This is a genomic window from Nocardioides sp. (assembly GCF_036401255.1).
Classification (GTDB): domain Bacteria; phylum Actinomycetota; class Actinomycetes; order Propionibacteriales; family Nocardioidaceae; genus Nocardioides.
In genome coordinates this window covers 1-23466 of record NZ_DASWVI010000182.1, presented here as the reverse complement: position 1 = coordinate 23466, position 23466 = coordinate 1, and the positions used below count along the sequence as shown (strand labels likewise).

At 72.4% G+C, this 23466-nt stretch carries 23 protein-coding genes and 1 pseudogene; 10 read left to right on the top strand and 14 right to left on the bottom strand.

From position 1 onward, the window contains the following. Positions 1 to 192, top strand: a pseudogene (locus VGD85_RS08635) (hypothetical protein); the annotation flags it as partial. On the opposite strand, the gene VGD85_RS08630 reads toward VGD85_RS08635, so the two are convergent. After that, positions 146 to 862, bottom strand: coding sequence for a FadR/GntR family transcriptional regulator (locus VGD85_RS08630; RefSeq protein ID WP_414690783.1), 717 nt, complete (start codon positions 860 to 862; stop codon positions 146 to 148). The pseudogene VGD85_RS08635 and the gene VGD85_RS08630 overlap by 47 nt on opposite strands. A gap of 134 nt (positions 863 to 996) precedes the next feature. Between VGD85_RS08630 and VGD85_RS08625 the strand changes: the two genes are divergently transcribed. Together VGD85_RS08625 and VGD85_RS08620 are read left to right on the top strand one after the other, a co-directional pair. Continuing rightward, a complete protein-coding gene (locus tag VGD85_RS08625) occupies positions 997 to 1521 on the top strand; it encodes a gluconokinase (protein WP_331063047.1) in 525 nt (174 codons plus the stop codon). Continuing rightward, on the top strand, positions 1521 to 2912 hold the full coding sequence (locus VGD85_RS08620; protein ID WP_331063046.1) for a gluconate:H+ symporter: 1392 nt from the start codon (positions 1521 to 1523) through the stop codon (positions 2910 to 2912). Before VGD85_RS08625 ends, VGD85_RS08620 begins: the two co-directional genes overlap by 1 nt. A gap of 49 nt (positions 2913 to 2961) precedes the next feature. Here VGD85_RS08620 and VGD85_RS08615 read toward each other — a convergent pair whose 3' ends face one another. Then, entirely contained in the window at positions 2962 to 3390 is a 429-nt protein-coding gene (locus tag VGD85_RS08615; RefSeq protein ID WP_331063045.1) for an Lrp/AsnC family transcriptional regulator, read from the bottom strand. 145 nt (positions 3391 to 3535) lie between these two features. Here VGD85_RS08615 and VGD85_RS08610 point away from each other — a divergent pair, with 145 nt between their 5' ends. Beyond that, positions 3536 to 4411, top strand: a complete 876-nt coding sequence (locus VGD85_RS08610) for an arginase family protein (protein WP_331063044.1) — start codon at positions 3536 to 3538, stop codon at positions 4409 to 4411. Positions 4412 to 4563: 152 nt separating this feature from the next. On the opposite strand, the gene VGD85_RS08605 is transcribed toward VGD85_RS08610, so the two are convergent. The 3 genes from VGD85_RS08605 to VGD85_RS08595 are packed head-to-tail and all read right to left on the bottom strand — an operon-like array spanning position 4564 to position 9667. Next, entirely contained in the window at positions 4564 to 7323 is a 2760-nt protein-coding gene (locus tag VGD85_RS08605; RefSeq protein ID WP_331063043.1) for a bifunctional YncE family protein/alkaline phosphatase family protein, read from the bottom strand. Positions 7324 to 7340: 17 nt separating this feature from the next. After that, positions 7341 to 8702 (bottom strand): ABC transporter permease, encoded by a 1362-nt coding sequence (locus VGD85_RS08600; protein WP_331063042.1) that lies wholly within the window; start codon positions 8700 to 8702, stop codon positions 7341 to 7343. Further along, positions 8699 to 9667, bottom strand: a complete 969-nt coding sequence (locus VGD85_RS08595; RefSeq protein WP_331063041.1) for an ABC transporter ATP-binding protein — start codon at positions 9665 to 9667, stop codon at positions 8699 to 8701. Before VGD85_RS08595 ends, VGD85_RS08600 begins: the two co-directional genes overlap by 4 nt. Positions 9668 to 9856: 189 nt before the next feature. Between VGD85_RS08595 and VGD85_RS08590 the strand changes: the two genes are divergently transcribed. Next, positions 9857 to 10237, top strand: a complete 381-nt coding sequence (locus tag VGD85_RS08590) for a DUF427 domain-containing protein (protein ID WP_331063040.1) — start codon at positions 9857 to 9859, stop codon at positions 10235 to 10237. On the opposite strand, the gene VGD85_RS08585 is transcribed toward VGD85_RS08590, so the two are convergent. The 3 genes from VGD85_RS08585 to glgA all read right to left on the bottom strand — a co-directional run bounded on the left by VGD85_RS08585 (position 10222) and on the right by glgA (position 12633). Further along, the gene (locus VGD85_RS08585; protein WP_331063039.1) at positions 10222 to 10905 is read right to left on the bottom strand and encodes a hypothetical protein; all 684 of its coding nucleotides are present in this window, start codon (positions 10903 to 10905) and stop codon (positions 10222 to 10224) included. The two genes, VGD85_RS08590 and VGD85_RS08585, sit on opposite strands and share 16 nt — an antisense overlap. 41 nt (positions 10906 to 10946) lie before the next feature. Continuing rightward, the gene (locus tag VGD85_RS08580; protein ID WP_331063038.1) at positions 10947 to 11369 is read right to left on the bottom strand and encodes a hypothetical protein; all 423 of its coding nucleotides are present in this window, start codon (positions 11367 to 11369) and stop codon (positions 10947 to 10949) included. Positions 11370 to 11445: 76 nt separating this feature from the next. Next, the gene (gene glgA, locus VGD85_RS08575) at positions 11446 to 12633 is read right to left on the bottom strand and encodes a glycogen synthase (protein WP_331063037.1); all 1188 of its coding nucleotides are present in this window, start codon (positions 12631 to 12633) and stop codon (positions 11446 to 11448) included. A gap of 76 nt (positions 12634 to 12709) precedes the next feature. Here glgA and glgC point away from each other — a divergent pair, with 76 nt between their 5' ends. The 3 genes from glgC to VGD85_RS08560 all read left to right on the top strand — a co-directional run bounded on the left by glgC (position 12710) and on the right by VGD85_RS08560 (position 16357). Beyond that, on the top strand, positions 12710 to 13960 hold the full coding sequence (gene glgC / locus VGD85_RS08570) for a glucose-1-phosphate adenylyltransferase (RefSeq protein WP_331063036.1): 1251 nt from the start codon (positions 12710 to 12712) through the stop codon (positions 13958 to 13960). A gap of 540 nt (positions 13961 to 14500) precedes the next feature. Beyond that, positions 14501 to 15730, top strand: coding sequence for a DUF222 domain-containing protein (locus VGD85_RS08565; RefSeq protein WP_331063035.1), 1230 nt, complete (start codon positions 14501 to 14503; stop codon positions 15728 to 15730). 240 nt (positions 15731 to 15970) lie between these two features. Next, the gene (locus tag VGD85_RS08560) at positions 15971 to 16357 is read left to right on the top strand and encodes a hypothetical protein (RefSeq protein WP_331063034.1); all 387 of its coding nucleotides are present in this window, start codon (positions 15971 to 15973) and stop codon (positions 16355 to 16357) included. Between the two features lie 22 nt (positions 16358 to 16379). Here the strand turns inward: VGD85_RS08560 and VGD85_RS08555 are convergent, their stop codons facing one another. Further along, complete coding sequence (locus VGD85_RS08555; protein ID WP_331063033.1) at positions 16380 to 16946, bottom strand: mismatch-specific DNA-glycosylase; 567 nt, start codon at positions 16944 to 16946, stop codon at positions 16380 to 16382. 55 nt (positions 16947 to 17001) lie between these two features. Here VGD85_RS08555 and VGD85_RS08550 point away from each other — a divergent pair, with 55 nt between their 5' ends. Then, positions 17002 to 17478, top strand: a complete 477-nt coding sequence (locus VGD85_RS08550) for a hypothetical protein (protein ID WP_331063032.1) — start codon at positions 17002 to 17004, stop codon at positions 17476 to 17478. Here the strand turns inward: VGD85_RS08550 and VGD85_RS08545 are convergent. Beyond that, positions 17460 to 18716, bottom strand: coding sequence for a phosphodiester glycosidase family protein (locus VGD85_RS08545; RefSeq protein WP_331063031.1), 1257 nt, complete (start codon positions 18714 to 18716; stop codon positions 17460 to 17462). The genes VGD85_RS08550 and VGD85_RS08545 overlap by 19 nt on opposite strands. 87 nt (positions 18717 to 18803) lie before the next feature. Further along, complete coding sequence (locus tag VGD85_RS08540; RefSeq protein ID WP_331063030.1) at positions 18804 to 19649, bottom strand: matrixin family metalloprotease; 846 nt, start codon at positions 19647 to 19649, stop codon at positions 18804 to 18806. Positions 19650 to 19729: 80 nt separating this feature from the next. Here VGD85_RS08540 and VGD85_RS08535 point away from each other — a divergent pair, with 80 nt between their 5' ends. Next, positions 19730 to 20908 carry a site-specific DNA-methyltransferase gene (locus tag VGD85_RS08535; RefSeq protein WP_331063029.1) on the top strand — a complete coding sequence of 393 codons (1179 nt, stop codon included), beginning with the start codon at positions 19730 to 19732 and terminating at the stop codon, positions 20906 to 20908. Here the strand turns inward: VGD85_RS08535 and VGD85_RS08530 are convergent. From VGD85_RS08530 to VGD85_RS08520, 3 genes are all read right to left on the bottom strand, one after another. Then, the gene (locus VGD85_RS08530) at positions 20905 to 21078 is read right to left on the bottom strand and encodes a hypothetical protein (protein WP_331063028.1); all 174 of its coding nucleotides are present in this window, start codon (positions 21076 to 21078) and stop codon (positions 20905 to 20907) included. The genes VGD85_RS08535 and VGD85_RS08530 overlap by 4 nt on opposite strands. A gap of 347 nt (positions 21079 to 21425) precedes the next feature. Then, positions 21426 to 22850, bottom strand: a complete 1425-nt coding sequence (locus tag VGD85_RS08525) for a wax ester/triacylglycerol synthase family O-acyltransferase (RefSeq protein ID WP_331063027.1) — start codon at positions 22848 to 22850, stop codon at positions 21426 to 21428. An 88-nt stretch (positions 22851 to 22938) separates the two neighbouring features. Then, the coding region (locus VGD85_RS08520; RefSeq protein WP_331063026.1) for a PASTA domain-containing protein at positions 22939 to 23466 on the bottom strand (528 nt) is incomplete at its 5' end.

Sequence of the window (23466 nt, the reverse complement as noted above, 5' to 3'; positions counted from 1 at the left end):
TCGGTCGCGCGCACGCTGGCCCGCCAGGCCGAGGTCGAGTACGTCGAGGTGCCCGGTGGCCGGCACGCGATGCTGCGCCACGGCGCGGTCTTCGAGCGGGCCGCCGCGGAGTTCGCAGCCGAGACCCTGCTGGGCGGGCTCGGGCTCAGTGCCCCTGCTCGGCGCGGAGGGCGGCCGCGGCCTCGTCGATGATCGCGCGCATGGCGCGCTCGGCGCCGGGACCATCGCCCAGGCGCACCGCCCGGGCCACCTCGTCGTGCAGCGCGATCGCGTCCGGGTTGGGCCGCGCCGGCATCATCCCGTGGTGGGTGCGCCCACTGAGCACCTCGGCGACGACGTCCTGGAGCGCGCGCAGCATCTCGTTGCCGCTCGCCTCGAGCAGCGTGCGGTGGAACAGCGTGTCGGCGCGCAGGTAGGCCTCGAGGTCGCCGGAGCGCCCGTGCACGACCATGTCGGACACGGCGGCCGCGAGCACCCGGCACTGCTCGCCGTCGGCCCGCTCGGCGGCCAGTGCGGCGGCGACCGGCTCGATGCCGCGGCGCAGCTCGGAGAGCGAGAGCAGCTGGTCGGTGCGGTCGCCGAGGTCCAGGCGCCAGCGGATCACCCGCGGGTCGAAGACGTTCCACCGCTCGCGCGGCTGGATGGTGATGCCGACCCGTCGCCGCGAGGCGACCAGCCCCATCGACTCCAGCACCCGGATCGCCTCGCGGGCCACGCTGCGGGAGACCCGGTGCTCCGCACAGATCCCGTCCAGCGTGACCACCTGGCCGGTGGCGAGCGCGCCCGAGGCGATCCGGCCACCCAGGGCGGCGAGCACGCTCGCGTGCTGGCCGACGGGCGGGGAGGTCGTCACGGCAAACATCATTCCACCGCGCGGCGGCCCTATGAATAGGCGGGCGATTCAAGACTGACTCTTGCAAAAGTATGACGAATGAGCGCACCATGTGAGGACCCGCACACCGGCCGCCGGGGCCACCAGGCGGGCAGGAGGTCTCGATGTCGCGTCACCCGCTCGTGGTCATGGGCGTGTCCGGCTCCGGCAAGTCCACCGTCGGCGCCGCGCTCGCCCAGCGCCTCGGCGTACCGTTCGTCGACGCCGACGACCTGCACCCGGCGAGCAACATCGCGAAGATGTCGCGCGGTGAGCCGCTCGACGACGAGGACCGCTGGCCGTGGCTGGAGACGATCGGGCGCTGGCTGGCCGACCACCCCGACGGTGGGGTCGTGAGCTGCTCGGCACTCAAGCGTGCCTACCGCGACCGGCTGCGCGAGCACGTCGCCGAGCTGGAGTTCGTGCACCTGACCGGCAGCCGTGAGGTCATCGAACGTCGCCAGGCGAGCCGGCCCGGGCACTTCATGCCGGCGTCCCTGCTGTCCTCGCAGTTCGCGACGCTCGAGCCGCTGGCCCCCGACGAGCGCGGCTTCGCGATCGACGTCGACCAGAGCGTCGACCGGATCGTCCAGACCTACGTCGACCGGGTCCGTTCCGGATCCGACACCACCCCCGTGGAGGAGAACTGATGTCCCCGTCATCCGCCGTGCTCCCGCTCGCCGCGAGTCCGCTCGTGGACCCCGTGGCGCCCGGCTGGCAGCTGCTGACCGCCGCCCTGGTGGCGATCGCGCTGCTCGTCGTCTTGATCACGGTCGTGAAGCTGCACCCGTTCCTGGCGCTGATCCTCGGCGGCCTGACCGTCGGGATCATCGCCGGCCAGAACGTCAACGACGTCCTCGCCTCGATCACGAAGGGGCTCGGTGACACGACCGCCGGCGTCGGGGCCCTGATCGCCCTGGGGGCGATGTTCGCGATCCTGCTCGCCGAGTCCGGCGGCGCCGACCAGATCGTCGACACGATCGTGGGGCGCGCGTCGGGCCGGCTGTTGCCGTGGGCGATGGCCGCGGTCGGCGCGATCATCGGCCTGCCGATGTTCTTCGAGATCGGCCTGGTGCTGCTGATGCCCGTGATCTACCTGGTCGCCCGGCGCGCACAGGTCTCGCTGATCACCGTGGGCATCCCGGCCCTGGCCGGCCTCTCCGCGATGCACGGGTTCGTCCCGCCGCACCCCGGCCCGGTCACCGCCATCGACTACCTCGGCGCCGACCTCGGGGTGACCCTCGCCCTCGGCATCCTCGTGGCCGTGCCGACGATCATCGTCGCCGGTCCGCTCTTCGGCGCGATCGCCGGTCGCTGGGTGGTCGTCGAGCCGCCGCACACCTGGGAGGCCGAGGAGCGCGTCGCCACCCGACGCCCGTCGTTCGGCGTCACGATCGCGACCGTGCTCCTGCCGGTCGTGCTCATGCTCGGCAAGGCCGTGCTCGACATCGTGATCGACGACCCGGAGAACACCGTGCAGCAGGTCGGGGACGTGATCGGGGCGCCGTTCGTGGCGCTGCTGATCGCTGTCCTCGTCGCGATGTACACCTTCGGCGTGCGCGCCGGCATGGACAAGGCGACGATCTCCGACACCGTGGGGCGGTCGTTGCCGCCGATCGCCGGGATCCTGCTCATCGTCGCCGCCGGCGGCGGCTTCAAGCAGGTGCTCGTCGACACCGGGATCGGCACCCTGCTCGCCGACTGGGCCAAGGACGCGGACGTCTCGGTGCTCCTGCTCGCCTGGGTGCTGGCGGTGCTGATCCGCCTCGCCACCGGCTCGGCGACCGTCGCGACCATCACCGCGAGCTCGCTGATGGTCGCGCTCGTCGACGGCATGTCGACGGGCGAGACCTCGCTGGTGGTGCTCGCCGTCGGCGCCGGCTCGGTGTTCTTCTCCCACGTCAACGACGCCGGCTTCTGGCTGGTCAAGGAGTACTTCGGGATGGGCGTGGGTCAGACCGTGAAGACCTGGTCGCTGATGGAGACCGTGCTCTCGGTGACCGGCCTGGTCGTGGTGCTGTTCCTCGGGATCTTCATCTAGCTTCGCTAGCCACGCGAGATCGAGGCCGGCGTGCTGGGCGGGTCGGTCGTCAGGCGGTCGTCAACGAGTTGAAGAGCAGGCTGGTCTGGGTGTCCCGCACGCCGGGGACGGCGCGGATCCGTTCGAGGGCCAGGTCGAACTCCGAGAGGGTGCTGCACCGCAGCTGGACCACGAGATCCCAGGCTCCCGTGGTGGAGTGGAGTCGTTCGACCTCGGGATAGCCGCGGATCTCGCGGACCACGTCCTGGCCGAGCCGCGGCTCGGTGACGACCGTGGTGACGCCTCGGATCGCGTCACGGTCGACGTCGTTGCCGAGCCGGATGGTGAAGGCTTCGATGACGCCGGTGTCGACGAGCCGGTCGATCCGTGCGGTCACGGTGGACCTGTTGATGCCGAGCTCGCGGGCGAGGACGGCGACGGGGGTGCGGCTGTTGGCGCGCAGGATGCCGAGGAGTCGGTGGTCCAGGTCGTCGATCACGCATTCAGTCTATTCGGGCCCGGCACCATGCTTCCCGACTCGGCAGATCGACCGCATCTGGCCCATTGTGGCACCACTTCGCCGGTCCCTAGCGTCGTGATCACTCGTCGACAGCACGAGGGACTCTCACCGCCGAGGAGGACCGATGAACCCCCACCCAGCCGCTTCGACCGCAGCCGCACCCACCCCGACGGACGCGGGTCGCGTCGCGCTGAGCCACTTCGCGGGACGGGCCGGCGACCACAACGACCTGGCCATGGTCGCCTCGCGGGAGCTCGCCGCCGCCCTCGCCGACCGGCTCGGGACGGCCCCGGCGGTGGTGGGCGCCCCGGAGCCGGCCCTGTCCGTGGGCTGGGCGGAGGAGCTCGCCGCGGCGACGCCCACGCTCCGCGCGATGGCTGCCCGCCTCGACGCGGTGCTCGGGGCGGGCCGGACGCCGGTCACCGCATCGAGCCGGTGCGCGGTCGCCCTCGCGACGCTCCCGGTGGTCGCCCGGCACCGCCCGGACGCGGTGGTGGTCTGGTTCGACGCCCACGCGGACCTGAACACCCCGGCGACCACCCCGAGCGGATACCTCGGCGGGCTCGCCTACAGCGGGCCGCTGGGCCTGTGGGACTCCGGCCTCGGGTCGGGCCTGTCGCCGGACCGCGCCATCGTGGTGGGCGCCCGCGACCTCGACCCGGACGAACAGGCCCTCGTGGACGCGGGCACCGTCGCGCTGGTCGAGGTGGGTCCCCGGATGGCCGACGAGCTGCGCACCGCGGTGGCGGGGCGGCCGGTGTACGTGCACATCGACTGCGACGTCCTGGAGCCCGGCACCGTGCCGACCGACTACCTGGTGCCGGACGGGATGTCGCTCGCGGACCTGCACGCGACCGCGGAGGTCCTCGCCGAGTCCGAGGTCGTCGGCATCGAGATCGGCGAGCTCGAGAGCGCGGCCGACCCAGCCGTGCCGCCGTCGTACGTGACCAGGCTCCTCGACGCGGTCGACCCCGTCCTCAGCGCGGTGACGGCCACGTGAGCTGTGGGGCGCCGCACCCGCGACGCCGCGCGGGGTGATCGGGCCCGGTCCACCACTCGACGGCGCCCTGAACGTGCGAGGACGGCGATGGCCCGCCGGGAGCTCCCGGCGGGCCACCTGGCCATGCGATGGATCAGTGGATCAGTGCGGCGTCAGTCGACGTCGGAGCCCGGCAGCGCGGCGCCCGGCACCTCCGAGGGCAGGTAGATCTTCGGGTCGCCCGGGTAGGGCAGGTCCCAGTGGTGGGTCTGGTACCACGTCCACCGGTTGAACAGCTCGGGGTTGGCGTAGTCCGCCTGCGCCCGCCGGCCGGTCAGGTGCTGCTTGGCCGACCACTTCTCCCACGCGGCCGACGTCGAGACGTAGCGGCTCGGCACCGGCCGGGCCGGAGCGACCGCGTGCCGCCCGCTGGGGGTGTCGAGGCCGCACGCGGGTGCGGTCGCGATGTTCTCGGTGAGCGGGACGCGGTTGGCCCGGGCCGTGTACGGCCGGAAGTCCGGCGTGCGCTGGAACGCGTCGTACATCGGCGTGGCCGCCGCGACCTTCTGGTTCAACGGCTCCGCGCCGAGGATCTGCTCGATCGTGCGGACCATGCTGATCTGCGAGTAGTACGTCGAGACCGTCCGGCCGTGCACCGCCCACGGGCTGATGACCTGGATCGGGGCGCGGTGGCCGTCGACGTGGTCGGGACCGTTCTGGCTGTCGTCCTCGACCACGAAGATCGCCGAGTCCTTCCAGTACTTGCTGTGCGAGATCGTCTCGACGATCTTGCCGAGGGCGAGGTCGCCGCCGGCGACGTTCGACCGCGGGGTCACCGGACCGCCGGTGTGGTCGTCGGAGAGCCACACCATCTGGAAGTCCTCCGGGCCGTTGGCCAGGAAGTCCTGCTTCCAGATCTGGTAGCGGTACAGGTCCGGGATCTGCATGTCGAACGGCGGGGCCGTCGGCACCGTGATCTCGTTGAGCGACGGGATCGGGGAGCCGTAGTCGCCCCGCAGCTCCGGGGAGGTCAGCTGGGCGGGATCGCCGCCCTGCTCGACGTCCTGGGCGGCGCAGTAGTACTGCTGCCAGGTCGAGCCGGCCGGCTTGCCGCTCGAGGAGAAGACGAACTCACCGAAGTTCTTGGCCGAGTGGCCCGCGGCCTGGACGGCGGTCCACAGGAAGCCCGAGCGCTGGTGGCCCAGGACGTCCTCCTCCGTGTCGTAGCTGCGGACGTACTCGCCGGCGCTCGACTCGGTGTACTCAGGGTTGTCGCCCTGCATGATCCAGTTGTGACCCTCGGCGGAGTTCGTGCCGGTGTCGTAGGTGTTGTCGTACAGGCCGAACTGGCGGGAGAGCGCGTGGATGTTCGGGGTCACGTCCTCGCCGAACTGCGCGAGGCTCGCGTCGCCGTTGCCCTCGGGCATGTCGCCGTGCACCTGGTCGTAGGTGCGGTTCTCCTTGACCAGCATGAACACGTGCTTGATCGTCGAGGGGTCGCCGATCCGCCGCGGCACCGGGACCGGCCGGGCCCGGTGGCCCGTGGCGTGCGCGACGTCGGTGCGGGCTGGGCCCCAGCCGTTCTGGGCGAAGACCGCCGGCGTGTGCGTCTCCTTGATCTCCGCATCGCTGGGCAGCGTGAACCGGGTCAGTGACGCGGTCGTGCCGTGCGTGCCGTGGCCGGTGGCCGGCGTGGTGCCGTAGCCCTTGTCGAACCGGATCAGCGGTCCGCGGGCGTCGATGCCGCGCCGGTTGGTGACCACGACCTGGTCGCCGACGGTGAAGACGTCCTCGGGGTAGTAGTCGGTCGGGACCAGCCCGACGTAGCTGACCGGGTCCAGCGCGCTCTCGCCGAGCCGGTAGACCGCGATCGCGTTGGCGCGACCGAGGCTGACCAGCAGCCGGCCGTCCTGCACGGTCACGGCGTCGGGGGCGTAGCCGACCTCCGAGCTCTGCCACGGCCGGGTCTCGATCGTCTGCACGACCGCGTTCGTGGTGGTGTCGACCACGGAGACCGTGTCGTCGTTGGTGTTGGCGACGTAGAGCGCATCACCCTCGAGGTGCATCGCGGTCGGGTGCAGCCCGACGTCGATCTGCCCGACGGGGGCGTCGGGGTGCGCCGCGTCGATGATGCTGAGCACGCCCGTCGTGGAGGTGCCGAGCTCGGGGTCCGCGGGCACGGCCGTGCCGTAGGAGTCGATGGTCGTCTCGCCCGGACGCGCGACCCGGCCGCCCTCGTCGCTGACGTAGACCTTGCCTTCGACGACCTCGAGCTGGCGCGGCGCGATGCCGACCGGCCAGGTCCGCTCGATCGTGCCCGCGGCCGGGTCGATCGCCACGACCGAGTTCTGCCCGTTGACCGCGGCGTACAGCGTCGAGCCGTCGGCGCTGAACGCCATGCCCGCGGTCAGTGCCTTCTTTCCGCTTGCGTCGGGGATCGCGATCTTGGTGCCCGCCGCGAGGGTCCCGTCGGCGTTCACGGGGAACCGGGTGATGCCGGTCGCGTTGGGCATGAAGAGGAAGGCGCCGTCGGGGGAGTAGAGCGGCCCCTCCTGGCCGACGGTGTTGTCCGACAGGCGCAGGTCGACGCCGGAGGCGGTGCCGCCGCGCCAGATCAGCTGGTAGGACTCGAGGTCGAAGATCTGCAGGGAGACCGAGCGGTCGTTGGCCGTCGCGGCGAGGAACCGCCCGTCGGGGCTGACCGTCGCGCCCATGAACTTGCCGTACGGCGTCATCAGCCGCTCACCGAGCGGCTTGATCATCTGGTCGGAGGAGATCTGCAGGCCGCCGGCGTACTCCTCACCGACGAGGTTGTCGCCGAAGCCGACCGTCGTGCCGTAGGCGGCGACGCCGCCCGTGGCGACGAGGGTCAGCGCGCCGGCCACCAGGCCGAACGTGCGGGCGCGGGCCAGACCCTTCGGGGGCCTCACCACGCGGTTGCGCGAAACCTTCATTGCTGTCCTTTCGTGGGGGGATCGAGCAGGTCGACGACACCGTCGAACTGCCAGAGCGGGTTGGGAGCGTCACCCGCGGGGCCACGGACCTGGAAGAACCCGTTGACCTCCTTGGGGCCGTCGCCGTCGGCGACGAACCGTCCCTCGGGGAGCACGTCGAGCTGGTAGATCGCGGTGCCGACGGCGCTGCTGCCGGGCAGGGTCCAGCGGACCGTGCACCGCCAGCCGCTCCCGGCGCCCTCGTCCTCGACCAGGTCGCCGCCCTTGTCGCACCGGGCGGTCGCGTCCAGGTCGGCGACGGTCACCGCCGGCCGGTGCAGCCGATCGGTCTGGATCACGTAGAGGTTGCCGAAGGAGCGCGCGACCGCGGCCTCGAGCTTCGGGCGGTCGATGCCCGAGCCGGTGGCGCCCGTGGCCGCGGCGACGGCCAGCGTTGTCACCACGACGAGCCCGGCCACCGGCGCGAGCCCACCCGTGACGAAGCGGCGGGCCGAGCCGTCGTTGGCCAGATCGGTGAAGTCGCGGCGTACGAACAGGCGGTAGGCCAGCAGCGTGGCCAGGACCGTCCACGACCCGCAGACGAGCAGACCGATCCACAGCGAGTCGAGCTCGGCGGGGTCGGTGACCAGGCCGCGGTAGGAGATGAACGCGTTCATCGGCAGCGACACCCGGAGCGCGACCGGCACCGGCATCACCTGGACGCCCATGAGCACCAGCGCGACCGCGACCGGGACCAGCAGCCCCAAGGGCGAGCGGCCCAGCGCGACCGAGCCGAGCAGGCCGACGGCGGAGAAGGCGAGCGTCGGTGGCACCAGCGTGAGCCAGGCCCACAGGACCGTGCGCGCGAGCTCGTCCGGGCCGAGCAGGTGCCCGTCGAGGCCCGGCAGCGGATGGCTGCCGACCGACACCAGCCCGCCCACCGTCGAGGACACCATCAGGCAGGTCAACAGCGTGAGGGTGACGGTGAGCGCCGCCAGCGCCTTGGCCGCGAACACCCGGCGCGGTGAGCGCACCGCGACCAGGACGTGGCGCCAGGTGCCCAGGCGATCCTCGATGGCGAAGACGTCACCGGCGACGACGCTGGTCAGCAGGGGCAGCAGCAGCGTGCCCAGGGACACCAGGATCGTCAGCGACCCGGCCCAGCCGGACTGGTTCATCAGCCGTCCGTAGACCGCGTCGGCCGGCAGCGAGGTCTGCCGACTGACCACCCCGGAGTAGATCGCCGGGGCCAGCAGGCAGGCGACGAGGACCAGCCGGATCCGCCACTGGGCGAGCAGCTTGACCATCTCGAACCGGAAGACCCGCCCCAGGGGGACGGCGTCGGTCCGGACCGGGGCCTCGGCGACGGTCGCGGTCATCGGGGCGGCTCCTCGGCGTCGGCGTCGGCGCCCGTGAGGGCGAGGAAGGCGGCCTCGAGGGGCGAGACCACGGGACCAAGCTCGCGGATCGAGATGCCGGCGCCGACGAGCCGGGCGACCAGGTCGTCGAGGGCTGTCGCGGCGCCGCGTACGACGATCGCCGGTTCGGCTGCGGTCCAGGCGCCTCGTCGGCCCGACACCGGGCGCACGGCCAGCGCCGGCACGTCGGCCGCGATGCGACGGGCGCGCTCGGGGTCCGAGGTGAGGACGCGATGGTCCAACTCGCCGCTCTCGGCGGCCAGCTTGCTCACCGGGCCGGTGAACACCGCGCGGCCCACCGACAGCAGCGTGACCTCGTCGCACAGCGCGGCCAGGTCGTCCATGCGGTGGCTGGAGAGCACCACCGTGGTGCCGCGGTCGGCGAGGCCGGCCAGCACGTCGTGCACCCGGCGCTTGCCGGCTGGGTCGAGCCCGTTGGCCGGCTCGTCGAGCACGAGCAGCCGCGGGTCGCCGAGCAGCGCCGCGGCCAGGCCGAGCCGCTGGCGCATCCCGAGGGAGAACCCGCGGACGCGGTCGTCGGCGACGTCGCCGAGCCCGACCCGCTCGAGCAGCTCCTCCACGTCTGCCCGGCGCTCGCCGTCCTCGCCGCGGAGCCGGGCCAGCGTGGTGAGGTTCTGGCGGGCTGTGAGCGTCGGGTAGAGCCCGGGCCCGTCGATGAAGCCCGCGACCCCTCCGGTCACCGTGCGCACCGGCCCCACCGGCGTACCCAGGATCTCGAGGGTGCCGCCATCGACCGCGGCCAGGCCGAGGACCAGGGCCAGCAGGGTGCTCTTGCCCGCACCGTTGGGGCCGACGAGGCCGTGGATCTGCCCGGCCGGGACGTCGAGGTCGACCCCGTCCAGGGCGATGACGTCGCCGAAGGTCTTGGTCACGTTCCGCGCGCGTACGGCGGGCGACGGCCGCATGGAGCACTCCTAGATCCCGAGGAACGGCCGGTCGGTGCTGAGCGCGCCGCCGCCATCTGCTCAGGAACGTAGGAGTGGCCGGCGACCATCGCGGGTCGCGTTGTCGAACGCTGTGCGAACAGGTCGCGGCCCCGCGGGGCCGGCGGGCCGGGGCGGAACATGCGGGGCCATGACGTCGTTGAGCACCCCATGAGCGAGAAGCAGGTGCTGGTGCCCGACGAGGGGCACCCGATCACGGTCACGCCCACGCCCGGCAGGGTCGTCGTCACGCTCGGGGAGCGCATGGTCGCCGACACCACGTCGGCGCTCACGCTGCAGGAGGCGAGCTATCCGGCGGTGCAGTACGTGCCGCTGGCCGACGTCGACGCGGCGCTGTTGCGGCGCACCGAGCACGCGACGTACTGCCCCTACAAGGGCGACGCCGGCTACTACAGCCTCGTCGTGGACGGCACGACCCACGACAACGCGGTGTGGACCTACGAGCGGCCCTACGACGCGGTCGCCGAGATCGCCGGCCACGTCGCGTTCTACCCGAACGTCGTGGACGTGCGGACCTACCCCAGCGCCTGACCCATGGCCCGATCCAGGGCGTAGAGGTAGCGGCTGGTCGGGACCAGGTCGAGGTCGCGATCGGCGCCGATCCGGGCGACGCTCGCCATCAGCTCCGTGAGCCGGCGCCGCAGCTCCTCGTCGTTGCCGCCGCTGCCGTAGAAGGCGTGCATGTCGGTGATCCCAGCGGTCGGGAAGAGCTCCTCGACGATCGCGTCGACGCCGAGCGCGCCGGCGGTCACCGGCTCGATCACGACGTTCTGCACATAGCCGAAGGTCGCCTGGGTGCGGATCGCGATCGGCGTGTGCTCGACCATCCAGCGGCGCAGCCACTCCTCGTGCGCCAGCTCGGCGGGGCGGCGCAGGATCGCGACGTTGCTCAGCGCGTCGGCCCGGCTGCCGTCCCACGACTCCGGTGGGTCCAGCCGGCGGCGCTCGTCCACGCGCCAACCGTGCACGGTCGCGGCCGCGTCGGCGAGCACCTCGGCGACAGGACCGGGCTCGGCATCCCAGACGCTGACGATCGCGCGCACCGGATCGCCGGTCGGGATCCGCATCGCGTCGGCCACGTGCTCGTCGTCGACGTTGACCTGCAGTCGGCGTACGCCGGCCGCGGCGAGCCGCTCGTGCAGGCGCGGGTCGTGGAGGTCGCGGCACTCGCCCTGCAGCAGGAACACCAGCTTGGTCACGGTCGGCCACGGTAGCGGCGGCCCCGTCGTCTCGACAGGGGTCAGGCCGAGCGCGGCAGCCCGACCTCGTCGAGCGGGAGGGGCACGATGTCGGCGTCGGTGGCCAGGTGGACGACCTCGAGGCGTACGCCGGCGAGCCGGCCGGCGGTGTAGAGGAAGCCCGCCCAGGTCCGGTCGCCGGCATCGACGCCGCCGTGTCCGGGACGGGTGCGCAGGAACGCGTAGCTGCCGCCCGGATCGACGCTGTCGAGGTCGGCGAGCAGGCCGGCGAACGGTCCGGGGTCGTCGGGCGCCAGCTCGGCCTCGGCGATCTCGAGCAGGTGGGGCACGGCCAGGCCGTCGGGGTCGAGGCGCAGCATCCAGATGCTCGCACCGGAGAAGCCGAGGGGCTGCATCAGGTGGCGCCAGACCTTCTCGAGGTCGGCCTGGCTGCGGACGGTGGGACGGTACGGGTGATCGGTCATGTGAGGCAGCCTGCCCCGTTCGGGACGACCGTCGATCCGTTCTCCACAGGCGCTCGTGCGGCGACCGCCCGGGACCTCACAGCACCGAGCGGTAGACCTCCACCGTCCGCTCGGCGATCGCCGCCCAGCTGAAGTGCGAGATCGCGCGGGCCCGGCCCGCGCGGCCCATCTCAGTGGCCCGGACCGGATCGGACACGACCTCGATCAGCGCGCCGGCGAAGTCCGCGACGTACCGGTCCGGGTCCAGCGGTGTGCCCGTGCCGTCGGAGGCCTGCTCGATCGGCACGAGGAGCCCCGTCTCGCCGGGCACCACGACCTCCGGGATGCCGCCGGTCGCAGTCGCGACGACCGCGGTCTCGCACGCCATCGCCTCGAGGTTGACGATGCCGAGCGGTTCGTAGATCGAGGGGCACGCGAACGCCGTCGCTGCGGTGAGCAGCGCGACCACGTCGCGCCGGGGGAGCATCTCGGGGATCCACACCACGCCGCTGCGGGTCGCGCGGAGCCCGTCGACCAGGCCCTCGACCTCGGCCATGATCTCCGGGGTGTCCGGCGCGCCCGCGCAGAGCACGATCTGCACGTCCGGGGGCAGCGCGGCGCAGGCGCGCAGGAACAGCGGCAGCCCCTTCTGTCGGGTGATCCGCCCGACGAACACCACCGACGGGCGGTCCGGGTCCACGCCCAGCGCGCGCACCCGGTCGGGATCCGCGACCGGCCTCCAGTCCTCGGTGTCGATGCCGTTGTGCACGACGTGCACCCGGTCCGGGTCGATGCGCGGGTAGGACGCGAGCACGTCGTCGCGCATCGCGGCCGACACGGCGATCACTGCCGCGGCGGCCTCGTAGGAGGTGCGCTCCACCCAGGACGAGATCGCGTATCCGCCACCGAGCTGCTCGGCCTTCCACGGCCGCAGCGGCTCGAGTGAGTGCGCGGTCACGACATGCGGCACGTCGTACAGCAGCGCGGAGAGGTGCCCGGCGAGGTTGGCGTACCACGTGTGGGAGTGCACCAGGTCGGTGCCGGCACAGCCGTCCACGATCGTCAGGTCGACCCCGAGCGTGCGGAGCGCGGCGTTCGCGCTGGCCAGCTCAGCGAGGTCGGGGTACGACGACGTGCGGTCCTCGTCGCGCAGGGCGCCGAACGCGTGCACGTGGGTCGCGAGGTCGTCGCGGGCCCGCAGCGCCCGCACCAGCTCGGCCACATGGACCCCGGCACCGCCGTACACCTCGGGCGGGTACTCCCTGCTCAGCACGTCGACTCGCACGGCACGAACCTACTCGCTCGCCCACTCGCCCGCAGTTGCCTGCACCGACCAGGAGCCGTGCCCTAGCGTGGGCCTCATGGCCCCCCGCATCTCCCGGAAGAACGTCCTCGTGATCTGTCTGGCCGGCGGGGAGGGCAAGCGGCTGATGCCGCTCACAGCCGACCGGGCCAAGCCGGCGGTGCCGTTCGCGGGGATCTACCGCCTCATCGACTTCGCGCTCTCGAACGTCGTCAACTCCGGCTTCCTCAAGATCGTGGTGCTGACCCAGTACAAGTCGCACAGCCTGGACCGGCACGTCACGCAGACCTGGCGGATGTCGACGATGCTCGGCAACTACGTCACTCCGGTGCCGGCCCAGCAACGGGTCGGCAAGCACTGGTACCTCGGCTCCGCCGACGCGATCTACCAGTCGCTGAACCTGATGCGCGACGAGCGTCCCGACTACGTGGTGGTCGTGGGAGCCGACCACGTGTACCGGATGGACTTCTACCAGATGGTCAAGGCGCACGTGGAGAGCGGCGCCGCGTGCACGGTGGCCGCGATCCGCCAGCCCATCGAGCTGGCCGACCAGTTCGGCGTCATCGACGTCCACCCCGACGACCCCACGCGGATCCGGGAGTTCCTCGAGAAGCCGACCGACCCGGTGGGCCTGCCCGACAGCCCCGGCGAGGTGCTCGCGTCGATGGGCAACTACGTCTTCGACGCCGACGCGCTCGTCGAGGCGGTGACCCGCGACGCGACCGAGATCGGCTCCAAGCACGACATGGGTGGCGACATCGTGCCGGCGTTCGTGCGCCGCCAGCAGGCGGCCGTCTACGACTTCAAGGACAACGACGTCGCCGGGTCCACCGACCGCGACCGCGACTACTGGCGCGACGTCGGGACCCTCGGGTCCTACTTCGCCGCCCACATGGACGTCGTCTCCCCGCTGCCGGTCTTCAACCTCTACAACTTCGACTGGCCGATCTACACCTCCTACGGCCCCCAGCCGCCGGCCAAGCTCGTGCAGGGCGCGTCCGGTGAGATGCCGCGGGTCGACGAGGCCGTGCTCTCGCCCGGCGTCGTCGTCACCGGTGGCGAGGTACGCCGCTCGGTGCTGTCGCCGTCGGTGCGGGTCGACGCCGGCGCCGAGGTGGCCGGCGCGGTGCTGATGAACGGCGTGCACGTGGGCGCCGGAGCCATTGTGCATAACGCGATCCTCGACAAGAACGTCGTCGTCCCGCCCGGCGCCCACGTCGGCCTCGACCCCGATGCCGACCGCGCCCGCGGCTTCATGGTCGAGGACGGCCTCACGATCCTCGGCAAGGACCAGCCCTTCCCCGAGTAGCCGGCGCCGGGGTGATCCCGGTGTTGAGGAGGTTGCGCTGCAACCGTGGTCGTCCCGGTGGTTGAGGAGGAAGTGCCGCAACCGTGGTCGTCCCGGTGGTTGAGGAGGTTGCGCTGCAACCGTCTCGAAACCACCGCCGCGTGGGCTCGTCCCGGTGGTTGAGGAGGTTGCGCTGCAACCGTCTCGAAACCACCGCCGCGTGGGGTCGTCCCGGTGGTTGAGGAGGTTGCGCTGCAACCGTCTCGAAACCACCGCCGCGGCTCTGCGCTTCCCTGCGGGTGATCTCGGGTCGGGGTGGCTTTGACGGGGGACGTGGTCGCCGTCCGTCGTGGTTGCGCGCGAGGTGGTCACCGCCGGTCTCTCGACACGAGATCGTTGGTGGTCGTCGTGCTTGTGGTCGCCGTCGTAGACCCGGGATTCCGGCTACCGACATCACCCACCCAGCGACTCCGGAAGATTTTGCTTTCGAAGTTGCCAGAGCCCTGTGGAACAAGCCGATTCCGGGGCTGCGCTGTCGGTGGGCGGTGCTGGGATGGATCCATGGCAGCCACCCCGCTCACCCACCCGGACCTCGATGGTCCCGGCGGGCTGCTGGCTGCCCTGGAGACGACCCAGGCCGAGCTGGGCCGGCAGGAGATCGCGAAGTTCCGGCTCGCTGCCGAGTGGGCGGCCGCGCACCCGGTCGACGATCTCGACGACGCCGCCACCGTCGAGGGGACCGAGGGGGAGCTGGCGATCGCGGGTCCCGGGGCGCCGTTGGTGGCGGAGTTCTGTGTCGCCGACTTCGCCCTCGCTATCGGGGTGACCACGGACGCGGGGCGTGGCTATCTCGGGGATGCGGTCGAGGTCCGCCACCGGCTCCCGCGCCTGTGGGAGCGGGTGATGGCCGGCGAGGTGGCGGTGTGGCGGGCCCGCAAGATCGCCCGCAGCACCATGTCCCTGCCCGCCGACGGTGCTGACCATGTCGACCGGCACCTCGCCCCGGTCGCGCACCGGCTCACCTGGGCGCAGCTCGAGCGCACCGTGGAGGCCGCCCGCGCGACGTTCGACCCCATCGAGGCTGAGCACCGCCGGCTGCTGGCGGCGGAGGGCCGGTTCTTCGACGTCGACACCCACACCCCGTCGTTGGAGGGCACCACCACCGTGCGCGGCGAGCTGGACCTGGCCGACGCCCTCGACCTCGACCACGCCCTTGCTGTGGGTGCGCAGGAGCTGGCCGACCTCGGCTGCACCGAGACGCTGGACGTGCGTCGGGCGATGGCCGCCGGGGCCCTGGCCCGCGGCGACCTCACCCTCGACCTCGGCGAGACCCAGCAGCCGCGACGCCCACGCCGTCAGCTGGTCGTCTACACCCACCTGTCCGAGGAAGCCCTGGCTGGTGTGGAGAACACCCGCTCCCACGTGCTCGTCGGCCAGGTCGAGGGCTGGTGCGCGTCCGCCACCGGCCCCGTCAGCGTGCGACCGGTCGTCGACCTGAGCGAGCACCTCGAGGTGCCCTGCTACACGCCCTCACCCCGCCTGCGCGAACAGGTGATCCTGACCCATCCGACGTGTGTGTTCCCGGGCTGCACCCGACCATCGCGAGGTTGCGATCTGGATCATGTGATCCCTTGGGACAAGGGCGGCCCGACGTGCTCGTGCAATCTCGTGCCGGCCTGCAGATTCCACCCTCGCCTGAAGACCCGGGGCGGTTGGCGGCTCGAACGGGTCGGGCACCGGCTGTTCACCTGGACCAGTCCGATGGGCCGCACGTACACGCGACATACCTGAGCACCCGACCCCGCCGGCCACGGCCGGCGGGGCTACACCCATGCCCGGGGCGGTGGTTGCGAGGCTCGCTGGGCTCGCACCTCGACCACCGCGCTCCGCTCGACGACCGGTGCCGCGTCACCGCAGCTGCCCGTGCGTCGCCTCGAGTCTGTCGCGGATACCCCATGGGGGAGGACGTATTCCCCTATCCCCGCGCGCCCGGCGCCTCGACGATGGCGACGAGGAGAGGGAGTGAGGGCCATGACGTCATGGCAGCGGTCCGGCCCCGACGGCCTCGTCGAGATCGCTGAGCCGCCCGAGGGTGTCATCCAGATCCAGCTCGAGGAGGTGGGCCGCCACTCGTGGAAGAGCGCGCTGTTCGGTGCGGTGATGAGCGCCGGTGGCGGACCGGTCTACCGGTTCGTGGCAGCGACCCCGGGAGCGGGCCACGAGGAGTCGCAGCACGCGGGCTCGAGCGACCGGTTCCCGCTGTTCCCCTTCCAGGATCTCGACGATGCGGCCGACGACAAGTGGACCGACCTCGCCCGGCAGCGCCTCGCGGAGCTCGACGCCGAGCTCGTTCGGATCGGCTGGCACCGGCTGCCCGAGCGGGGCAGGCACTGGTGGTCGCTGCGCTACGAGTGGTGAGCGGCGCCCGGCAGGCACGCCCTCAGATGACGCCGGCCGCGCGCGCTGCTTCGGCGTACGCCGTCGCCAACGTCGCGACCGTCTCGTGCGCATTCAGGCCGCTCGGGTTGGGCACGATCCACAGCTCGGCGCGGGCGAGCGGCTCGGGCTGGCGGCCCAGGGTGGCACGTCGCTGCCCGAACGCCGTGCGGTAGGCCGTGATGCCGGCGACCGCGACCACGCGCGGCGCCGTGCGCCGCACGGTCTCGACGAGCTCGAGACCTCCGGCGCGCAGCTCCTCCTCGCTGAGCTCGGAGGCGCGGGCGGTCGCACGCCGGACCAGGTTGGTGATGCCGATGCCGCGGGCGCGCAGGTGGTCGCGGTCCTCCTCGGTCATCCCCGCCGAGGGGCTGATCGGCTCGGTGATGATGCCCGCGGCCAGCAGTGCCGGGTAGAAGCGGTTCACCGGATGCGCGAAGTGGGTCTGCGTGGCCGCGGTCCACAGGCCCGGGTTGATACCGACGAACAACAGCTTCAGGCCCGGGCCGAGCAGGTCGGGGACCTCCGCGTCACGGTAGGACTCGAGCTCGGCGCGGGTGAAGCGGGGCACCCCCGCAGCCTGTCACGTGGTGGAACCCGTCGCGCGCGGCTACCGTCCCATGGTCATGCGACGAACTCTCGGAGCGACGCTGCTGGTGCCGATCCTGCTCGCCGGGTGCGGCGACACGAGTGACGGCACCGGCGCCCCAGGCGACCCCGGCGGCAACGGGTCCACGGCGCAGGGCGACCCGCCGGCGCCGACGGTGACGGTGGTCTCGGCCACCGCGGCCGGGGGCCGCGTCGACGACGAGGTCACCGTGCTCGACGACGACGCCGCGATCGCGGAGTACGCCGGTCGGTTCCGTGGCCCCCTGGCGGGCAAGGTCACCCGGGCTGCCGAGCGGGCCGACGTCGCGGCGGACAGCGTGCTGGTGGCGGCCGTCGTCGCCGTGGGATGCGACGTACCGCCCGACGTCCGGGTCGCCGGCACCGGGAGGGATGCCCGGTTCGTGGTCGCGAAGGTGGCCTCGCCACACCAGGAGTGCTTCGCCCCCGTGACGACGGTGGCGCTCGCGGTCGTGCCTCAGGACGGCGGCGAGTAGGTCACCTCGACCGCGTTCGCGACCCACCGCTGGAACCCGTCGGAGGGGTCGTTGAGCACCGCCATGTTGCCCTTGCGGTTCTTGGCGACCATCGTCGAGGAACCGCCGCCGTCGAGGTTGACGGCCTCGTCCGCGCCCAGGTCGACCATCAGGTTGGCGAGCTCGACCATCGTGTAGCCGCGGCTGTCGGCCTGCCGTCCGTCGATCACGAGCAGCAGCACCTCGCCGGTGTCGTAGTCGACCCCGACCGCGGTGCGCGGGTGCATCTCGCGGTCGTCGACGGCGCGGATGATGCCCTCGTGCACGAGGAAGTGGTTGCCGCTGATCGCCATCTGCGGCCGGTTGTGGAGCGTCCACCGCACCCGGAGCCGAGTGCCCTTGTCGAGCTTGCGGAGCTTCTCCGCCCCGGGGCCACGGCCGATGAGCAGCAGCCCCTTGATCGGCTCGTCCTTGCTCAGCTTGCCCTTGTTGGTGCGCACCCGTCCGTTGACGACGGTCACGGCCCGCACCGCCTTGCGCTGTCCCTGCGTGACGCCGTAGCCGGCCGTCCGGCCCCATCGCGGCGTGTAGATGCCGATGCCTCCGGGTCGGACGAACGGGGAGTTCAGGTTCGTGATCTCCATGTCGGGCCGCCCGACGACCTTGGCCTGCATCGGGAGGTCGCCGATGCGGGCGCCGCCGCGGCGGTTGATGAAGAACGCGCTGTTCCAGCCCTCCTCGCGGGCGTGCAGCAGCCCGCGCTGCCGGTCCTTGCCCAGCCCGAGCGGAGCACCGGTGTGGCCGATGTCGTAGAAGTCGCCGTTGACGCCGGCCACCGCGTGGTCGACCGCGAGGATGTCGCGCACCGGCGCGGTCCGGCGCACCTGCCCCATGCTCGCGTAGTCGATGCGCAGCCCGGGTGTGCTGGGATCGATCGTCAGCAGGTGGGCGGTGATCGGGCCGCGGGCGTCGGTCTGGCTCCAGCGGGTGAACGTCACGCCCGGGGCGACCTGCCAGCCGACGCGGGAGGTCTGCGTCGGCGTACGACGGGCCCACCGCGGCGCGTCCCCCGCGATCGGCCCCCGCGCCCCGTCCGAGCTGTGCTCGGGGTCGAGGTTGCGGGGCGGCGGTGGGGTGCGGCCGCGACCGGTGTCGCCACCGGCCTGGGACGCGTCGTTGCCCGCGTCCACCGCGAGCGCGGGACCCGTCGCCGCGAGCAGGCACGCGGCGAGGCTGACCGAGAGGAGGCGAGTACGCACCTCTCCAAGGCTAAGTGGTCGTCGGCTGACGGCGGGGAGGTGCCCGGCTGTGTCCCGGCCCGGCCCGGTTGTCCCCGCGGTCGAGGCTCAGCCGCAGGGTCCGTCGCCCAGCACGGCCAGCCCGGCGCGGTCGCCGGGGGCGAGACGCCGCTGGCCGGTGGTCTCGGCGTACATCAGCTGCGCCGGGTCGTCGACGTGGCCGAGCCCGAGCACGTGACCGAGCTCGTGCTCGACCACGGCACGCTGCAGGGCGGTGCCGCCCGGCCGTCGTGCCATCGCGGCGAAGGCGTCCCGGTCGAGCGCCACCATGCCCGTGACGTAGGTGAGCCGGCCCGGGGTGAGCGCCCGCGCCTCGGCGCCGCCGACCCCGGCGACGTCCCCCGCGAGCTCCGGCACCTCCTCGGGCGTGGCCCAGGCGACGAGCACGGGAGCGCCGGAGCCGAACGGGCCCGCCCGGTCCTCGAAGGTGCGGTCGTGGGTGGTGCCGTCGTAGCGGAGCCGCAGTCCGCTCGCGCGTTCGAGGTCGGCGGCGGCCGCGGCGACGATCGCCGGGTGCCCGGCGGGGGCGCCGTCGGGGTTCACGACGTAGTGGATCTCCCGGCAGCCGTCCCAGGTCACCGGAGCGCGCCCGTCCGGCTGCAGCATCGCGAACGCATAGGTCGCCCCGCCGGTGTCGGTGATCGTGAACGTGAGGTCCTGGCCGATGCCGAGCATCGCGCGGATCCGCTCGCCGGTCGAGGTCGGGTTGCACGCGACGGCCAGGACCGCGAGCAGGACGGCCAGCAGCAACGACGTGGTGGTGCGGGCCCGCGGCAGGCCCGCACGGGTACGCCGCTGCCGCCGCCGCTCGAGCCGGTCCAGGTCCCGTCGCAGCTGGCGCAGCTCACGGGCACGGCGCCGGCGCGCCTGACCGTCCGAGAACCCGCGGGTCACGCCGTGATTCTCCGTCCTCGAGCGCGCCCGTGGGGCGTTTCGGCGAGGTTCGGCCCCGGTGCCGCCACTACTGTCGGGCCGTGGCGCAGCCGTGGAACCAGCTCGTCGTGGGCGACAACCTCGACGTGCTGCCGCACGTGCCCGCGCTGCTCGGCCGCCCGGTCGACCTGGTCTACATCGACCCGCCCTACAACACCGGCAACGACTTCGCCTACCGCGACCGCTTCCCCGACCACCAGGCGTGGGTGGCGATGATGCGCCCGCGGCTCGCGGCGGCCCGGGAGGTGCTCTCCGGGACCGGGGCGATCTTCGTGAGCATCGACGACAACGAGGCGGCGTACCTGCGCCTGCTCATGGACGAGGTGTACGGCGAGGTCAACTTCCTCGCCCAGGTGGTCGTGAACCTCAACCCCAAGGGGCGCCAGCTCGGCAAGGGGTTCGCCACCAGCCACGAGTACCTGCTGGTCTACGCCCGCGATGCCCGCCGCACCGTGCTCAACGCGTCGACGACCGAGACCGTCGACCCGGCCGACTTCCCGTTGGAGAACGCGGACGGCCGACGGTTCAGGCACCTGCCGCTGCGCAACACCAACAAGAAGTTCAACCCGGTCACCGCCCGGACCTTGCACTTCACGGTGTGGGGCGACCCCGAGTCCGGCCGCGTGGCGACCACACCGTTCGACGGCGCGGTCGAGATCGGTCCGGTCTTCGGGGACGGCAGCCCGGCGGTCTGGCGGTGGAGCCGGCCGCTCATCGACCAGCGCCCCGACGACCTGGTCTGCCGGCGGGTGAAGGGCCGCGCGGGGGAGCGGGTCGACGTCTACCAGAAGGACTGGCTGCACCCGCTCGCGGCGGGAGACGTCCCGGGCGTGCGGCGCAAGAAGCTGCGCACGATCTGGCTCGCCGAGGAGGTCGGGTCCACCGACACGGCGGTCGCCGAGCTCAAGGACGTCGTCGGGCACGTCTTCGAGTCGCCCAAGCCGACCGGCCTGGTGCGCCGGATCCTCGGCACGATGCCCGACGACGCGGTCGTGCTCGACTTCTTCGCCGGCAGCGGCACCACCGGGCACGCGGTCGCCCTGCAGAACGCCGCCGACGGGGGCACCCGACGCTGCCTGAGCATCAACTCGGCGGAGGCCACCCGCGAGGGGTCCAACGCCCGCGACGCCGGGCTCCTCACGGTCGCCGACATCACCCGCGCCCGGTTGCGCGCCGTCGCCGAGACCGTCGGCGGCGGGTTCGAGGAGCTCTCCGTCTAGTTGGGTGTGGGGGTCCCGATGCCCGGATGCAGCGCCGCGTCACCGTGCGCGGCGTGTCGTACCCACGTGACCTGCACGATGACCAGCGGGAGCTGTTGGAGCCGGTGTTCAACGCGCGCGGCCGCCAGCACGCCGATGACCTCCGGGTCGTGGTGGACGCGCTGCTGCACATCGCCCAGCCGGGCTGCCAGTGGCGCTCTGCAGTCGTTCGGGCCGTGGACCCGGGTCTGGTGGTGAGCGGACCCGGAGAACGCGCTCGCCTCGGCAGGTGCGGACGCTCCGGTCGCGGCAGATCCGGACTGACGACGTCGCGCGTAACCGGACTGCCGAAACCGTCCAGCTGGGCCGTTCGGCGCGCTCAAGGTCTGCGTGCTGCCATGGTTTTGGTCGTCCGGCTACGCGACCAACGTCGGCAGATCCGGACAACAACCCTCTCCGGAGGGCGAGCGGAACACACCCAATAGGGCGCTGCGGAGAGACGGGCGTCGCGTGGCCGTGAGTGTTGTTCAGCAGGGTTCTAGACCCCGGCGGCCTTCTCCAGCGCCCGGACCTCGTCCTCGAGGTGGGTGAGCAGCCGCTGCAGGTGCGGGACGGTCCGGCGGCAGCCGATCAGCCCGAAACCCATGTTGCCGTCGTACGACGTGCAGGTGATGTTCAGCGCCATCCCGTTGATCGGGATCGAGAGCGGATAGGTGCCGACCAGCTTGGCGCCGTTCCAGTAGTGAGTGGTGCGCGGGCCGGGCACGTTGCTGATGATCAGGTTGTACGGCGGGCGCACGATGCCCTGCATGCGCAGCATCGGCGCGACGATCGCCGGGGCCTGGCCGAGGGCGCTCATCACGAGGATCTGCGTGGGCGTCATGCTCGAGAGCGCGTCCTTGCCCTCCAGCATCGACCGGTGGATCGCAGTGAGCCGGTCCGCCGGGTCGACCAGGTCGGTGCCGAGCCGACACATCACCGCGCCGATCGCGTTGCCACCGTCTATGGATGCGACGTGCGACTCCTTGGCCTTCAGGCCGATCGGCACCATCGCGACCAGCGGTGTCTCCGGCAGGGCCTCCTGCTCGAGCAGGTAGGCGCGGACCGCTCCGCTGGACATCGCCAGCACCACGTCGTTGATGGTCGTGCCGGTGGCCTTGCCGATCGCCCGGAGCCGCTCGATCGGCCAGTCCTGGGCGGCGAACCGGCGCGAGCCGGTGATCTTCTGGTTGAACAGGGTGCGCGGCGCGTGCAGCGAGATCGCCGACGTCTCGTTGCGCACGCCCTTGGTGAGCGTGCGCACCAGTGCGCCGGGCATCCCGGCGGCCTCGGACGCGATCCCCAGCGCCTGGCCCAGCGCCTGACGGACCACCTGCGCCGGCATCGCCGCCAGGTCGGTGTCGGTGGTCCGGGACGGCTCCGCCGCCGCGGCCTGGTTGCGGCGGGTGCGGGCGTCCCACGGCGCGGGCATGCCGCGGCGGTCGGGGTCGGTGGTGAGCACGCCCTGCAGCAGCCGCATCGCGGAGATCCCGTCGACCAGGGCGTGGTGGGTCTTCGTGTAGAGGCCCACCCGGCCGTCTCGCAGGCCCTCGATGATGTGCGACTCCCACAGCGGCCGCTCCCACGCCAGACGGGTGCTGTGCAGCCGGCCGGCCAGCTCGAGCAGCTCACGGACCCGACCCGGTCTCGGCAGGGCGCTGTGCCGCACGTGGTGCTCGATGTCGAACTGCTCGTCCTCGACCCAGACCAGCTGTCCGGCGGTCGTGATCGACCGGTGCGGCCGCTTGAGGAACAGCGGCGCGACCTCGGACACGTCGCGCATCGCCTCGTACATCTGGCGGGCGTAGTCGCGGCCGGCGCCGTCGGGCTTCTCGAACAGCTGCAGGCCGCCGACGTGCATCGGCATGCTGCGGTTCTCGGCGAGCAGGAAGCCGGTCGCGGTCGGGTCGATCGGTGAGACCACGCATCCCCCGTTCGTTGTCGTGGCGTCGTGGCGTCCGACTATGTCCGGTCGTGACCTGCGCCACAAGGGTGCGTCCGGGGCCGCCGCGTCAGTGGTGCTTCTTCCCGTGCCCCTTGGCCTGCCCCTTGGCCACGCCCTTGCCGTGGCTGTCGCCGGGTCCCTTCGCGGGGCCCGGTCCGGGCTCCTTCGCCTTCTTCGCCGGCCCGGTCCGGCGCTCGGGCCCCGGCTCCGGGGCCGTGGTCGGCGGCGGCGTCGCCTCCGGGGTCGGTGCGACCGCCACCCAGAGCGTCACGGTGGCGGCGCCGGTGTACGGCCCGGCGTCCGGGGACTGGTCGACCACTCGGCCCGCGGCGCCGTGGTCGGCCTCCTCACGCACGACCTCGAACCCGGCGCGGTGCAGGATCCGGGCGGCCCGGGCGACGGGCAGCCCCTCGACGCTCGGCACCGTGAGCTCCGTCGCCCCGGCGGGCGGGACGTCGCGACGTTGCAGGGCCAGCAACCCGAGGCTCCCGGCGAGCACGACCGCAGCGGCCGCGATCGCCATCAGGCGGCGGCGGTTCCACCGTGGGGCCGGCGGGTGCACCGGGGCCGGTGGCGGCGGGGGCAGCACCGGTCC

Coding starts and splice junctions, on each gene's coding strand:
- VGD85_RS08630 (WP_414690783.1), bottom strand. CDS start 862: ATGTTTGCCGTGACGACCTCCCCGCCCGTCGGCCAGCACGCGAGCGTG.
- VGD85_RS08625 (WP_331063047.1), top strand. CDS start 997: ATGTCGCGTCACCCGCTCGTGGTCATGGGCGTGTCCGGCTCCGGCAAG.
- VGD85_RS08620 (WP_331063046.1), top strand. CDS start 1,521: ATGTCCCCGTCATCCGCCGTGCTCCCGCTCGCCGCGAGTCCGCTCGTG.
- VGD85_RS08610 (WP_331063044.1), top strand. CDS start 3,536: ATGAACCCCCACCCAGCCGCTTCGACCGCAGCCGCACCCACCCCGACG.
- VGD85_RS08600 (WP_331063042.1), bottom strand. CDS start 8,702: ATGACCGCGACCGTCGCCGAGGCCCCGGTCCGGACCGACGCCGTCCCC.
- VGD85_RS08595 (WP_331063041.1), bottom strand. CDS start 9,667: ATGCGGCCGTCGCCCGCCGTACGCGCGCGGAACGTGACCAAGACCTTC.
- VGD85_RS08590 (WP_331063040.1), top strand. CDS start 9,857: ATGAGCGAGAAGCAGGTGCTGGTGCCCGACGAGGGGCACCCGATCACG.
- VGD85_RS08580 (WP_331063038.1), bottom strand. CDS start 11,369: ATGACCGATCACCCGTACCGTCCCACCGTCCGCAGCCAGGCCGACCTC.
- glgC (WP_331063036.1), top strand. CDS start 12,710: ATGGCCCCCCGCATCTCCCGGAAGAACGTCCTCGTGATCTGTCTGGCC.
- VGD85_RS08565 (WP_331063035.1), top strand. CDS start 14,501: ATGGCAGCCACCCCGCTCACCCACCCGGACCTCGATGGTCCCGGCGGG.
- VGD85_RS08560 (WP_331063034.1), top strand. CDS start 15,971: ATGACGTCATGGCAGCGGTCCGGCCCCGACGGCCTCGTCGAGATCGCT.
- VGD85_RS08550 (WP_331063032.1), top strand. CDS start 17,002: ATGCGACGAACTCTCGGAGCGACGCTGCTGGTGCCGATCCTGCTCGCC.